This window comes from Arenibacter catalasegens (assembly GCF_002909235.1).
Taxonomy (GTDB): domain Bacteria; phylum Bacteroidota; class Bacteroidia; order Flavobacteriales; family Flavobacteriaceae; genus Arenibacter; species Arenibacter catalasegens.
This window is the reverse complement of sequence record NZ_PHQQ01000002.1, coordinates 95,706-110,346: the sequence shown is the minus strand read 5'-3', so window position 1 is coordinate 110,346 and position 14,641 is coordinate 95,706. Positions and strand designations below refer to the sequence as shown.

At 38.7% G+C, this 14,641-nt stretch carries 13 protein-coding genes; 6 read left to right on the top strand and 7 right to left on the bottom strand.

Features of this window, described 5'->3' with window-relative positions; genetic code table 11:
• Positions 1–5: 5 nt before the first annotated feature.
• Genes CWD90_RS02325 through CWD90_RS02310 form a run of 4 tightly spaced genes read right to left on the bottom strand, consistent with a single transcriptional unit; the run spans position 6 to position 2,138 of the window.
• Complete coding sequence (locus CWD90_RS02325) at positions 6–278, bottom strand: cupin domain-containing protein (RefSeq protein WP_239986436.1); 273 nt, start codon at positions 276–278, stop codon at positions 6–8.
• Complete coding sequence (locus CWD90_RS02320) at positions 256–1,218, bottom strand: tryptophan 2,3-dioxygenase family protein (RefSeq protein ID WP_103474325.1); 963 nt, start codon at positions 1,216–1,218, stop codon at positions 256–258. Before CWD90_RS02320 ends, CWD90_RS02325 begins: the two co-directional genes overlap by 23 nt.
• A 3-nt stretch (positions 1,219–1,221) precedes the next feature.
• On the bottom strand, positions 1,222–1,659 hold the full coding sequence (locus tag CWD90_RS02315; protein WP_103474324.1) for a hypothetical protein: 438 nt from the start codon (positions 1,657–1,659) through the stop codon (positions 1,222–1,224).
• 44 nt (positions 1,660–1,703) lie between these two features.
• A complete protein-coding gene (locus tag CWD90_RS02310) occupies positions 1,704–2,138 on the bottom strand; it encodes an RrF2 family transcriptional regulator (RefSeq protein WP_103474323.1) in 435 nt (144 codons plus the stop codon).
• A 260-nt stretch (positions 2,139–2,398) separates the two neighbouring features.
• Between CWD90_RS02310 and CWD90_RS02305 the strand changes: the two genes are divergently transcribed.
• From CWD90_RS02305 to CWD90_RS02295, 3 genes are all read left to right on the top strand, one after another.
• On the top strand, positions 2,399–2,773 hold the full coding sequence (locus CWD90_RS02305) for a hypothetical protein (protein WP_103474322.1): 375 nt from the start codon (positions 2,399–2,401) through the stop codon (positions 2,771–2,773).
• A 210-nt stretch (positions 2,774–2,983) separates the two neighbouring features.
• Positions 2,984–5,047, top strand: coding sequence for a TonB-copper family protein (locus tag CWD90_RS02300; RefSeq protein ID WP_239986435.1), 2,064 nt, complete (start codon positions 2,984–2,986; stop codon positions 5,045–5,047).
• Between the two features lie 17 nt (positions 5,048–5,064).
• Positions 5,065–5,928: a hypothetical protein gene (locus tag CWD90_RS02295; protein WP_103474321.1), complete on the top strand. Its 864-nt coding sequence runs from the start codon at positions 5,065–5,067 to the stop codon at positions 5,926–5,928.
• A 67-nt stretch (positions 5,929–5,995) separates the two neighbouring features.
• On the opposite strand, the gene nagB is transcribed toward CWD90_RS02295, so the two are convergent.
• Positions 5,996–7,924, bottom strand: a complete 1,929-nt coding sequence (gene nagB, locus CWD90_RS02290) for a glucosamine-6-phosphate deaminase (protein WP_103474320.1) — start codon at positions 7,922–7,924, stop codon at positions 5,996–5,998.
• A 267-nt stretch (positions 7,925–8,191) separates the two neighbouring features.
• Here nagB and uxuA point away from each other — a divergent pair, with 267 nt between their 5' ends.
• Positions 8,192–9,379, top strand: a complete 1,188-nt coding sequence (uxuA, locus tag CWD90_RS02285; protein ID WP_205161192.1) for a mannonate dehydratase — start codon at positions 8,192–8,194, stop codon at positions 9,377–9,379.
• Positions 9,380–9,502: 123 nt separating this feature from the next.
• Here the strand turns inward: uxuA and CWD90_RS02280 are convergent, their stop codons facing one another.
• Positions 9,503–10,171, bottom strand: coding sequence for a bifunctional 4-hydroxy-2-oxoglutarate aldolase/2-dehydro-3-deoxy-phosphogluconate aldolase (locus CWD90_RS02280; protein WP_103474319.1), 669 nt, complete (start codon positions 10,169–10,171; stop codon positions 9,503–9,505).
• A gap of 16 nt (positions 10,172–10,187) precedes the next feature.
• Positions 10,188–11,210: a sugar kinase gene (locus CWD90_RS02275; protein ID WP_103474318.1), complete on the bottom strand. Its 1,023-nt coding sequence runs from the start codon at positions 11,208–11,210 to the stop codon at positions 10,188–10,190.
• Between the two features lie 324 nt (positions 11,211–11,534).
• Between CWD90_RS02275 and CWD90_RS02270 the strand changes: the two genes are divergently transcribed.
• Positions 11,535–12,266, top strand: a complete 732-nt coding sequence (locus tag CWD90_RS02270; protein ID WP_103474317.1) for a carboxylesterase family protein — start codon at positions 11,535–11,537, stop codon at positions 12,264–12,266.
• Positions 12,267–12,354: 88 nt separating this feature from the next.
• The gene (locus tag CWD90_RS02265) at positions 12,355–14,466 is read left to right on the top strand and encodes a thioredoxin domain-containing protein (RefSeq protein WP_103474316.1); all 2,112 of its coding nucleotides are present in this window, start codon (positions 12,355–12,357) and stop codon (positions 14,464–14,466) included.
• Positions 14,467–14,641 lie beyond the last annotated feature (175 nt).

The following is a 14,641-nucleotide window of genomic DNA, read 5'->3' as shown; positions in this document are numbered from 1 at the left end:
GATTATCAATTGTTAAAATTTATATTAGAATCTTTTGCCATAATGGCAACAGCCTGAAACTCTTTAAGTACGGCTAGACTGTGTTCCAGTCCTGCTGGAATGATCATTGAAGATCCTTTCTTCAAAGTATAATCAGCATCTTTCGTTTTAAGGATAGCCTCACCCTCTAGCACCACAATGACCGCTTCTTTGGTGCTGTGATGCATAGGCATGTCCATACCGGACAAGGCCTTGATTTGTAGTATTTTTAAATTTTCACCTACCTGCAGGTGAGTCAATTCGGGTTTGTTCAAAACTTCCATGATTTTCGTATTTGTTATTTGTTCCCCAGTTTTGTTTTTCTGTTTCCGTCCATAAATCTGGAAAAAATTTACGTTGCTGATATTTTGGGTGTAAATATTTTTTCCATTCAGAACCACCTGTAGCAGTTTTATTCTGCCCTTTTTTATCTAAGTAATGTTCGGCGGTATGTAAATGGACCAAGGGCCATTCAATATTGTAAAGCTTGTCAAACGTGCGAAGTCTCTTTCTTAGGGCATCTGGAATATAAGGCAGTTGTGCAAGCTTGTCCTCTAAGGTGTTGCCCATTAAATTTTTAGCGGTTTCTGTATACTGCTTGGAATATTTTTCCTCAAAAAGTTTTAGCGTCAATGTTTTTTGAGCTGTTTTGGGATTGGTCCCGGCGTCTTTCCAATAAACATGTTCCAAACACTCCCTTAAATCTGGATAAGCAGATAGATGGCTTTTCTTCCTAATGCTGATCAGGTTGGTCAAGGAAGTACAATGCAGTTCTATAAACCTAAATTGCGCCGATTGAAAACCGCTGGCAGGGGTTAGGGTAGCGCGAAATGTATTGTAATCATCATAGTCCATGCCCACCGTCATAATATCAAAGGAAGTGATCAGCATAGAGGTGTATTTTATTAGGCGATCCAGTTTATTGGTAAGGAATTTAAAGGTTGGTGTTGGTTCAGCTGTTATTTGCTGTAGCTCATGTAGCATCATTTTTAAAAATAGTTCGGTGGCCTGATGATACATGATGAAAATGGACTCATCCTTAAAATTGGTGCGTGGTTTTTGAAGGGAGAGTAGCGTGTCCACTTCAACATAATCCCAATAGGTGATTGGTTTTGCATGTAGCAGCCCCTGAAGGTAGGTTTCAGGATTTTCCCCATGGGATTGGTATTTCTCTGTTATTTTCTGAATAATGTCCAACATGGTTTAGGTTTTATTAATATTAATGCCATAGATGAATAGTGATGTTACCTTGACGATCTCCAGACCAACATAATATATATGGGCCTTGGATACGGTAATGGATTCATTTTCGATAATCGCTATGGCCCTTGCATCAAGGATGGGCAGGAGAATTACGGTCTGAAAAATTAGAATGGTCAATGGGATAAGAAAAAAGAGATTTCTCCATAAATAAATTCCCTCCGATGCACTGTGCAATTTTAGCAAAATGATAATCGCCAAGACTAATTCTACCTTATTTAGAGCATTGAAAACTAATTTTCCAATCTCCAGTCCCACAGGCAGCGTAAGCGCAGGCACTTGAAATTTTAACCAGGCCTCCATAAAGCTAATGGCTCCCACAAATCCGATCCATAAAAAAACAGAAGCCAATATGGGTAGTTTATTTGCTGTTGTCCTCATATAAAGATTTTAATACCCTTTTATCCTTTATTATTTTAAAAATATTATCTTTTCAGATGGGTTAGTCCAATTTCCAGACCTGTGGCCAATTCATACAGGCTAGTATTTTGCAGCATTATTTTTAGATTGTCCCGAATCACAATAAATTTATGATGGACCGGACAAGGCTGTTTGGCATCACATTGTTTTAACCCTAGACCACAGCCATTAAAAATTTCGTCACCATCAATTGCATGTACTATATCGTGTAATTTGATAGTATCTATTCTCGATTCCTCAATTTGAAACCCACCTGTTGGACCCTTATGGGAATCAATAATGCCACTTTTTGCCAATGACTGTAATATTTTTGCCGTAAATGCCACCGGTGAATCCACCTCTTCCGCAATCTCTTTTAAGCTTACACGTTCTTGGTGTAAAGACTTAGCGGCTATATATATGGTGGCTTTTATTCCGTATTCGCAAGCTTTGGAAAACATATCGACTCTGAATTAGATTGTTACAAATATAAGTCTTATTCTTATTTCGGACAAATTTATCCTAAATAAAATTCGTTCCGATTGGAAATTTTGTTTTTAATATTTATTGTTTAAACCCAAAATTCAGAGTTCATGATATTTGTCATCTTTTTATTTCTGCTATATGTTTTATCTTTGAAACACATTAAAGAAAAGGGTCTCCTGTTCTTTGAAAATTACGGCCAAAAAACAGTTGTAATTTAGAAGATTAAAAATAAATAATGAAACAAGTTATACTGTTTGTTGCGTTGATCATGCTAATAAAGCCGCTATGGCCTTTAGCTGAATATGCAGTAAATTATGACTACATTGTTGAGAATCTTTGTGAAAACAAGGATACTCCTTCCATGCATTGTGATGGCAAATGTTATTTGGCAAAACAATTGGCCAAAGAATCAGAAGGGAGTGATAAAAATCCGTTTGAGGGCAAGCGGTTCAACTTAGAAATCCAGTACATCTCTTCATTCGAACCATTAATGGTTTTGGGAGCTGGTAATGAAAACCTTAATGGCATTCAAAATAACTATAAAAGAGCCCAGATTCTAATTTCTGGCTTATATACTACAGATATTGCGCAGCCTCCAGAGCTGGGATAATTCAATTCTCGCCTTTGTAGTTCTGGAATTATTGTAATTCCTATGTTACTATTTTGGCTTCCTAAACGAATTGTATTATCTGAAAAATCAGAAAAACGGACAATAGCAGGTTTTGAAAATTTATTCTCATAAAGATTTTAATGTGAGGGTGAAGCTGTTGCACATCTTCTTAATTCTATTTTTTTAGATAATTAACTAAAAATTATACATGTGAAAATTATTAGATGTGCCCATAAGGCATGCGTACTACTTATGGCAACAAGTAAACCTATTTCTACATGGGTGCTATTCTTTGGAATATTTCTTCTACCCATTTACAATGGCGCGCAGGAGTTGGTTTTGCAAAAGGATTCGATTATTACCATCAATTTGGACGAAGTTATTCTCATATCGGCCAGAAAGGCTTTGGATTACCATCGCCAGCCCAAACCCTTATCTAGCTTGGACGAATATTTGGAATCCTCTAAAAAAGTGGATATGGTAAAACGGGGAGCCTATGCTTGGGAGCCAACCTTGAACAATATGTTCTCTGAGCGTCTTTCGGTTACTATAGATGGGATGAGGATTTTTGGTGCATGTACGGACAAGATGGATCCCGTAACTTCTTACGTGGATGTATCCAATTTGTCAAATGCCCACATAGCTTCTGGCCAGCAAGGTGCGGAGCATGGTACTACCATTGGTGGTGCCATTGATTTGGAACTGGACAGGGGCAATTTTAAAGAGATTGGATTATACGGTGGATTGGAGACGGGTTTTGAAAGTAACAACCAGATGAGTGTTATTGGTACCGAGCTTAACTATTCTGATTCCAAATTCTATGTGGATACGGATATTATTTATCGCAAGGCCGAGAATTATTTTGCTGGAGGCGATGAAGAAGTTCAGTTTTCCCAATTTGAAAAATACAATGTTTCAGCCAATGGGGGGTATAAAATAGGGGAACATCAGGCGTTAACAGCTAGTCTTATTTTTGACGAAGCCAGAGATGTGGGTTATCCTGCATTAACCATGGATGTTTCTTTAGCAAGGGCAATCATCTCATCCATTGGTTTTGAACAGGATGATTTATGGGGAAGTTTAAGCGATTGGAAATCCAAAATATACTTTAATAAAGTTACGCATGTCATGGACGATACCAAAAGGCCCGATGTGCCCATCCATATGGATATGCCAGGTTGGAGCAATACCTATGGATTTTTCTCACAAGCCGAATTAAAGCTTAAAAGACATCAATTTTTGTTCAAAACGGATGGTTATTACAACAAGTCACTGGCCGAAATGACCATGTACCCCAATGACCCCAATGAGTTGCCCATGTTTATGCTCACTTGGCCCGATGTGCGAACCGCCAATGGCGGTGTATATGTGGAAGATGAACTTAATTTAAGAGGGAGCTTCTTAAAAATAGCGACCAGAATGGCCGTACAGAATCAGAATGTTGCGGATGAATTTGGCTTGAACAGTTTAAGAATTTTTTATCCGGATATGGAAAAATCCAAAACACGCTTGCTCAAAAGTATTTCTGGGCTATGGCATAAAATGTGGATGCCCTGGCACTTAAATACTGGGATTTCCTATGGTGATCGGGCGCCTTCCGTAACAGAGGGATATGGTTTCTATTTGTTCAATAGCTTTGATAACCACGATTATATTGGGGATCCAGGACTTGCCAATGAAAAATCGATGGAAGCCAATACTAAGATTTCTTGGGAAAAATCCAAATTTAAGGTGAGTGCAGAGGCCAATTATTTCCACATTAAGGATTATATCATTGGAGAGGTGGACTCTTCCCTTAGTGTAATGACCATTGGTGCGGATGGGGTCAAGATCTATAAAAACTTGGAGTATGCAAATTTGTTCAATACTTCGCTAGATATAGAATACTCTGTCTTGCCAGAATTGAAATGGTCCGGATTGGTATCCTATCATCTAGGAACGGACAATAATAAGGAGAACATTCCTTTTATAAGTCCATTTTCATATCGATCAAGTCTTCAATTTAACAATAGATCTTTTTCAGCCGGCTTAAGTGTAACCGGGGCAGGAAAACAAGTGAACTATAATCCCAGTTTTGGGGAGGATCAGACTGAGGCATATACGGTTTACTCCTTGACTTTTGGGATGACCTTTAATTTTAATAACGATTCAATGTATGCAAAATTCGGGGTAGAGAATATTTTCGATGAAAATTATTCTACTTATACCGATTGGAAGAACATTCCACGTATGGGAAGAAATTTATTCATAACACTTTCTTATTCAATAAATTAAATTTTTAAAAAAACAAAATGAAAACAATAAAATTATTTATAGTAACATTCATAGTGGCCTTGGGATTAACGTCTTGTACTTCAGATGGGGACGATTCGCCAAAAATTGATATAAATCCAATGTCCGAATTTAATTTGCTGGCAAACATTGAGGCCAATGGGCACAGTTTGGAGCTGTATTCCGAAGGGAATGACAGTTTTAGGACTGGATATAATGAAATCTTCGTACGTGTAAAAGACAATGCCGATGAAAACTATTTTGCTAATCCGGAAATTACTTGGATGCCCGTTATGCATATGGTGAGTATGAACCATTCCTGTCCAAAATCAGACCTTATTATTACCGAAGAAAATAACACGGTTGTGAAGGGTTACCTGGTATTTCAAATGGCCGGAATCACAGATGAATTTTGGGACATCACTTTTACATACAAGGTGGAGGGTCAGGAATATTCTTTAACAGAAACCATTGATGTTATAGCTCCCAGTGATGGTAAACAGAAGGTTACTTCGTTTATGGGTAGTGATGATGTAAGGTATGTTTTGGCCATGGTTGAACCCTCAGAACCACAAGTTGCAGTTAACGATATACAGGCGATGTTGTTTAAGATGGAAAGTATGATGAGCTTCCCCCAGGTGGAAAATTACACCATTTTACTTGATCCACGCATGCCCGGTATGGGGAACCATAGTTCCCCCAACAATGTGGATTTAACCTATGATACCGCTGCCAAAAGTTATAATGGAAAATTGTCCTTGACTATGACGGGGTATTGGAAGCTAAGCCTGAAATTGCTAAATGGGACAGGAGAAGTGTTGAAAGGCGAAGATGTTACCGAAGAGAACGAAGCCAGTAGCTTATACTTTGAGTTGGAGTTTTAGGAAAACTTAACTTTATAAAAAAGGCTGCCCAATCGGGCAGCCTTTTTGTTTTACAACTAATATTTAGTTAAAACTTATAGCGGACAAATGCCTCCATGGCGGCGTAATGTGCCAATCCCAATTCATCGTATTTGGCAGCGGTTTCCTTGTTTCTGTCCTCTGCACGTTGCCAAAACTCCCTGGAATCAGATCCTTGGAATACAACGCCATCCTTTTGGGATTGATGTTTGAAAATTCCATAACGCTTCGCCACAACCTGGCTTGGACTCATAGGTACAGCCATTTCTATATCTTCAATATCCCATTCTTGCCATGCTCCTCTGTACAACCATACCCAGCAATCTTTCATATAGGATTTCTGCTTAAGTCGTTTTAGAGACTCAAAAATGATGTCCAAACACACTTTGTGGGTGCCGTGTGGATCCGCTAAATCCCCGGCAGCGTAGATTTGGTGGGGTTTGATTTGTTCAATCAAATCCATGGTAATTTTGATATCTGCCTCTCCTAGTGGGTTTTTCTCAATGGTGCCGGTTTCATAAAATGGCAAATCGTTAAAATGGATCTGCTCGTCTGTAAGGCCAACATAATAACTGGTAGCCCTTGCTTCACTTCTTCGTATAAGTCCTTTGATATTTCTTACCTCTTCAATATCAATTTCACTCGTCTTTTTGTTTTTTAGAAACTCAGTGGCTTTTTTATAAATTTCTATAGATTTTTTGTTGTCCAGTCCAAAAGAACGGTTGTAGTCGATCACAAAATCCGAGAAACGCAATGCTTCGTCATCGGCAACAGCAATATTTCCTGAAGTTTGATAAGCTACATGTACCTCATGGCCTTGGTTCTGCAAACGCATGAATGTACCACCCATACTAATGATATCATCATCTGGGTGCGGACTAAAAATAAGTACTCGCTTTTTCCCTGGATTTGCTCTTTCGGGTCTATTACTGTCTTCGGCATTTGGCTTTCCACCTGGCCAACCAGTTATGGTATGCTGAAGTTTGTTGAAAATTCTAATATTAATGTCATAGGCGTCGCCAACTTCCGTCAACAAATCGCTCATACCATTTTCAATATAGTCTGCCTCGGTTAGCATTAGCACTGCTTTCTCTAATCTCAAAGCTAGCCCAACAACGGCTTTCTTGATCATTTTTTCGTCCCACACCACCTTCTCTACAATCCATGGGGTGTTTATCCTGGTAAGTTTGGTAGAAGACCCTTTGTCTAATATAAACACACTATTGGGATGCTCTTGTAAGTATGATGCCGGTACTTGTTCTGTAATAGGGCCTTCTACGGAGGCCCTTATAATAGAGGATTTACCTTCACCCCAAGCCATAAGGATTACTTGCTTGGCCTGCATTATTTGTTTTATTCCCAATGTGATCGCCGTTTTGGGCGTACTGTAAAGTCCTTGGAAATCTTTACTGGCAGCAACTCTGGTAATATGATCCAGTGTAACCAGTCTGGTTTTGGAATTGGGAAGGGAACCGGATTCGTTGAAACCAATATGTCCATTACCCCCAATACCTAAGACTTGCAGGTCTATTCCACCCAAAGCATCTATTTTGGCTTCGTACTCCTTACAATAATCGGCAATATCCTTTTTTGCCAATGTTCCATCCGGTATATGATAATTTTCAGGTGCTATGTCCACATGGTTAAATAGCAATTCCTTCATAAATCGCACATAACTTTGTATGGCATCTGGCTCCATTGGATAATATTCATCCAAATTAAAAGCTATCACATTTTTAAAACTGAGATTCTCTTCCCTGTGTAAACGTACAAGTTCTGCATACATCCTTTTTGGAGTGGAACCTGTAGCAAGTCCAAGGACGCACATCTCGTTTGCTTTTTGTTTTTTCTTAATTAATGCCGCAATTTCAGCCGCAGCTGTTTTGGACGCAACCTCTGAAGATTCAAAGATGACCGTGTTGGTTTTTTCAAACCTTTTCTCAAAACTGGTTACCTTGTCGATTTTACTTTTAATCATGGATAGCTAGATTTTTTGTTCATTTTTGGTTGAATCAATAAAAGTAGTACAAACGATCTAATTGCGTCAAAAAGTTAAAGAATTTTAACCAAGTTTACTATTTAAATAACTTTAAAGATACTTTTTTGCCTTTATGTAATATTAAATTTGCTTTATTTTTAAAATTAATATATTGGTGAATTATTTATTTTGAGGAACAGTTGAATTGAAATAACTTTATCAAATTGCCGCTTTTGAAGCGATATTTTATTAAAAAAATCAAAATTAATGAGTTTGACTTTAGAAAATACTTGGAGATGGTACGGGCCCAAAGATCCTGTTAGCTTGTTGGATATTAAGCAATCAGGGGCTACTGGAGTGGTTACCGCTCTCCATCATATTCCCAATGGTGAAATTTGGCCTATAGCGGAAATTAAAATGCGAAAAGCAGAGATTGAAGCGGTGGGATTAACTTGGTCTGTGGTAGAAAGTGTTCCAATCCACGAAAGTATCAAGACTCAACAACTAGGTTATCAGGAATATGTGGAGAATTATAAGATTACCATTGCCAATTTAGCTTCCTGTGGGATCGACACCATTTGTTACAATTTTATGCCAGTTTTGGATTGGACGCGTACCAACCTGGATTATGAACTGGAAGATGGTTCCACTGCCTTGCGTTTCGAAAAAGATGCATTTGCTGCTTTTGAAATATTTTTGTTAAAACGTCCTGGTGCCGAAAAGTCGTACTCCCAGGAGGAGCAGAACGGCGCAAAGGAATATTTGGAAAAAACTTCTGAGAAGGATCAGAAGAAATTGGTCCAAAATATTATTGCCGGGCTTCCAGGGGCAGAAGAAGGTTATAGTTTAAAGGATTTTAATAAGATTTTGGCCACCTATGATGATATCGGAGCCAAGGAACTTAAGGAAAATTTGTTTTCTTTTTTGAAAAGTATAATCCCAGAGGCCGAAAAGGGAGGAGTGCGTATGTGTATTCATCCAGACGATCCTCCATATCCGATCTTGGGATTACCGCGGGTGGTAAGTACAGAACAGGATATTTTGGATTTGTACAGTGCTGTGGATAGCCCCAATAACGGACTAACCTTTTGTACCGGGTCTTTTGGTGCCAGAGCGGACAATGATTTGGTGGGAATGGTAAAACGTTTGGGACATCGTATCCACTTCATGCATTTGAGAAGTACGGCGCGGGATAAAAAAGGTAATTTTCATGAGGCCGATCATTTGGCTGGAGACGTGGATATGTTTGGTGTGGTGAAGGCTTTGGTGGAAGAGCAACTAAAAAGGAGTGCTTCTGGAAGGAAGGATTTGCGAATGCCGATGCGTCCAGATCACGGACATAAAATGTTGGATGACCTTAGGAAAAAAACCAACCCGGGGTATTCTGCCATTGGCAGGCTTAGAGGTCTAGCGGAATTAAGAGGGCTGGAACTGGGGATAAGAAAATCCTTGTAGGTTTAAATTAATAGTATTTAAAGTGAAATACTGAGTACGTTATACATAAAACCCTCCGTTTTGAACAAAAACGGAGGGTTTTTTATATTACCCCAAATTTTAAAGACTATTTAGTGGACCAATTTAATTCCGTATTTTTTTGATCAGCGCCAGAGTGTCCCTTACAGTCTGTTCCAGTCCGCTGTAATCCTTGTTTTCCAATACCGACTTGCTAATTAAGTTAGATCCCATGCCAACACAAGTAACACCTGCATTGAACCAATCTCTTAAGTTGGACTCTTCCAAGGTTACCCCGCCCGTAGGCATTACATTGGTCCATGGTTGAGGCCCCCTTATGGCTTTAACAAAGCTTGGTCCGTAATTGGCCCCGGGGAATAATTTTATGATTTCACAGCCCAGTTCCTCAGCTCTATTTATTTCAGTAAGGGAGCCACATCCGGGACTCCATAAAACCTTTCTGCGATTACAGACTGTGGCAATATCTTCCCGCAAGGCAGGGGTTACAATAAAATTGGCACCCATTTGCATATATAGCGAAGCGGCTCCGGCATCGGTTACCGATCCCACACCTACGGCCATTTCCGGTAATTCCTTAATGACAAACTTATTTAGTTCAGCAAATACTTCGTGGGCAAAATCCCCACGGGCGGTGAACTCAATTAATCTCGCACCACCGTCATAGCATGCTTTTAATATTTTTTTTCCCAATTCCACATCTGGATGATAAAATAAGGGAACAAGCCCCGTTTCTTTCATTAATGTGGCAACTTCAATTCTCGTAAACTGTGACATATAAATCTTCTTGTGGTTATCTGCTTACTTTTCCGGAAGATTCCCCTCCTGCCAAAAGTTCTACCTCTTCAAGAGTGGCCAAGTTGAAATCTCCTGTAATGGTGTGTTTTATACAGCATGCCGCTGCGGCAAAATCGATAGTGTGTTGATTGTCTATTGTATCTTGTAGCAGACCATAGATCAATCCTCCCATAAAGGCATCGCCACTCCCTACACGGTCTACTACGGGAGTTACTTCCCTGATTTTGGCGTAATGTATTTTTTTTCCATCATATAGTATTCCACCTATTTTTTGATGGGAAGCATTTACCGAATAACGTAATGTAGTTGCAACATAACTTAGATCGGGAGAGTTTTTATATAAGAGGTCGTATAACTCGGGCAAGGAGTCCATATCTTGATAATCCGGATCCTTCTTCTCCTGGCCCGTCATAAAAAAGGCCGTATCCAAATCACCTAAAATAACATTGCTGTACTTTAGTAGTTCCGGCATAATTTCTTTGGGTTCTTTTCCGTATTTCCATAATTTGGAGCGATAATTTAAATCGGATGAAATGGTGATCCCCATCTTGTGCGCAGCCTTAACTGCTTCCAAACAAACAGCCGCTGCATTGCTGGAAATGGCTGGGGTTACCCCGCTCCAATGAAACCAATCGGCGTCCTTGAATACTACCTCCCAATCTATGGTGTTTGTCTCTATTTCCGCAATAGCACTATTGGCCCTGTCATAAACAACCTTACTGCCCCTGGTGCCAGCACCAGTTTCCAAAAAATAAATGCCCAAGCGGTCACCGCCAACCTGTATGTTGGTAGTAGCTACATTGTATTTTCTTATTTCTTGAAGCGCACAATCTCCAATATCGTTCTTTGGCAAGCGCGTAACGAATTCTGTATCAAAACCATAATTGGCAAGGGATACGGCTACGTTAAACTCTCCTCCTCCATAGGTGGCGTTGAAATTGGTTGCCTGCGAAAAACGTAGGTGCCTTTCCGTTGATAATCTTAGGAGGATTTCTCCGAAAGTAATGACTTTCTTCATACTATAATGTTTGTTTGCACGATAAAAGTACCAAAGTAAAACTGAAAACTCTAATAGAAAATACATTTTGACTTTTATAACTATTATCCTGTTTTTTGTTTAAGGAATGATCCAGAATGTTAAATAAACCTATATACTCATTAATTTGAATAAAAATGCATCAATTTGCGGATTTCCAATCAATTTGGAATGGTGTGTGATAATAACAATGTTTCCCTGGAATTCTCACTAAGGAAACAGAAAATGGGCTCTAATAGAAATAGACGTAAGCCGATTGTTTTTGTAAACACCATAAGGGCTAAAACGAAGAATAAATTTGAATAGATGAAATCAATATTATTAATTTTTTGCAGCCTATTTATCTTTGAGGGCTGCGCCTCACAATCTTCTCCCGAATTGGTACATTCCGAAATGGAGGTTACTACATCTGAACTATTGAGATACTATCTTTATTATCCAGAGAATTACGAGTTAAATACGGATGAAAAATTTCCCATATTGGTTTTTTTACATGGCGGAGGCGAATCTGGGGGAGATTTAAAATCTGTTAAGCGCAATGGCCCTCCAAAACTTATTGCGCGTGGCAAGAAATTTCCTTTTTTAATTCTGGCTCCGCAGAATCCCAACGAAAAAATGTGGTGGAACACTAGAGCGGTAAATAAACTCCTTGATACTATTATAGCCCAAAACAAAGTGGACGAAAATAGAATTTATCTTACTGGACTTAGTAGGGGCGGTGGGGCCGCTTGGGAAATGGCGGTTCAATATCCAGAAAGGTTTGCCGCTTTGGCCGTGGTTTGTGGTATGACGCCCGTACCCTATGCTTCATGGATCAATAGAAATTTACCTATTAAGGTTTTTCACGGAGATCAGGATAAATCAATTCCCATTTCCGAATCTATAGAAATGGTAGCCAAATTAAAGGAAATGGGTTATAATGTGGATTTTACTATTTATAAGGGCGTCGGACACAATGCTTGGGACAAGGCATATGAAAACGATGAATTGTATGATTGGTTTGCGAAACAGAAAAAACAAGATACACCCATACATTAGGAATAATACTGCAATAGAACTTTATGTAAATCTTTAATAATTGAGATCAATTTTTGTATTTTTCAAGACTGAACAATAATACTTTTTTATGACCCGTAATGTATACATGAGGTTTTCATTCTATAATCTATTTTTTTTATCTGCCATGATCTTATTTTCCTGCTCAGATATTAAAGGTCAGAAAAACGACCATAAGTTCACTAATGACCTTATTAATGAAACGAGTCCCTATTTATTGCAACACGCCCATAACCCTGTTAATTGGAGGCCTTGGAGTCCAGAGGCATTGGAGGAGGCTAAACGGGAAGACAAGTTGGTATTGGTAAGTGTTGGTTATTCTTCCTGTCACTGGTGCCATGTTATGGAAGAAGAAACTTTCGAAGATGAGGAAGTAGCAAAATTGATGAATGAAAATTTCATAAGCATCAAAGTAGACAGGGAAGAGAGACCGGATGTGGATCATGTATATATGACCGCTTTGCAACTTATCAACGGTAATGGAGGATGGCCTTTGAATGTAATTACGTTGCCTAACGGAAAGCCTATTTACGGAGGTACCTACCATACCAAGCAACAATGGAGCAAAGTTTTGTCCCAGGTTAGCAAATTATATAAAGATGATCCCAAAAAAGCAAATGAATATGCCGACATGGTTGCGCAGGGGATACAGGAAGTAAATATCATAACGCCAGTTTCCGATCTAGGGATGTTGACCCCAGATGTTTTAAAGAAAAGTGTAGAAAAATGGAAAGATAACTGGGATCTGAAATGGGGTGGTAATAATGGGTCGCAAAAGTTTATGATCCCTGTTAATTTAGATTTTCTATTGGATTACGCCGTCCTGACAGATGATGAGTCCGCCAAAAAGTTTGTTAAAACTACACTGGACAGAATAGCCTGGGGAGGGGTCTATGATCATATTGCAGGTGGATTCTATAGGTATAGCACTGATTCGCAATGGAAGGTTCCACATTTTGAGAAAATGTTATATGATAATGCACAATTAATAAGCCTTTATTCCAAGGCTTATAAAGTGTTTAATGAGCCCCTTTATAAAAAGGTAGTGGAGGAAACCATTTCTTTTTTGGATAAGGAGATGAAAAATCCGGAAGGGGGTTATTATGCAGCCATAGATGCCGATAGTGAAGGTGAGGAAGGCAAGTTTTATGTATGGAAAGAAGAGGAGCTAAAGTCAATTTTAGGGTCAGATTTTGAATTGTTCGCCAAATATTTTAATATAGAGCGTTCCAATATTTGGGAAAACGGAACCTATGTTCTTTCAAGGACCACTGGCGATACGGAATTTATTAAGGAGAATAATATAGATTCGGAAAATTGGGAAACCTATCTGGGCAGATGGCAAGAGAAAATATTAACCGAGAGAAATAAAAGAATACGGCCTAATACGGATGACAAGATCATTACTTCTTGGAATGCTCTATTGATTACGGGCTTGGTGGATGCTTATAATACTTTTGGGGAGATAACTTATTTGAATAAGGCGGAGGAAGTGTTCCGTTTTATTAAGAAAAATAGTCTAGATAAAGATCAGTTGGTACACACCTATAAAAAGGGGAGTAAGAAGAGTGATGGATTTTTGGAGGATTATTCCTTTTTGGCCAATGCTAGTTTAAAATTGTACGGGTCAACAATGACTTCTACTTATTTGGATTTTGCCAAAAGCATGAATCAAATTGCAAAAACCAAATTTGCTGATGAAAATTCCGGCATGTACAGTTTCAACTCCAATAATGAACTAATTGCTAAAATAATTAAAACCGATGATGGCGTATTGCCTTCACCCAATGCCGTGATGGCAGAGAATTTACTCCTACTTGGTCATATAGATTATGATAAGGACGCCACACTTAAGGCGCGGTCTATGCTTTCGGCCATGATTCCCGTTTTAGAGGAAAATGCCTATAACTATTCCAAATGGAATTCCTTGTTACTCAAATCAGCATTGCCCTTTTATGAAATTGCCGTTGTGGGCGATGATGCCAAGCAGTTATTGGCAGAGTTGCAGCAGCAAAATTTGCCCAACACCTTAATAGTAGGAAGTAATAAGAGTAGTGATCTGCCTTTGTTCAAAGGGCGTTATGCCGATGACGGGACTTTTATTTATGTTTGTCAGGACCATACCTGTAAACTCCCGGTGGCTTCTACCAAGGAAGCTCTGGAGCAATTGAACAATTTCTAGAATGCTATTTAATAGTATAAAAAGGTATCATAAATTCAATTCCTGATTCTTTGGTTTATTTCTAAAGTAATTTGGGTGGTAATCTTCAAGAGTCAAATCTAAGGAATTGATTCATCTAATAACATATTATCAATTATTAATGGTTTTATGTCAAATTACATGAATTTTGAGGTTG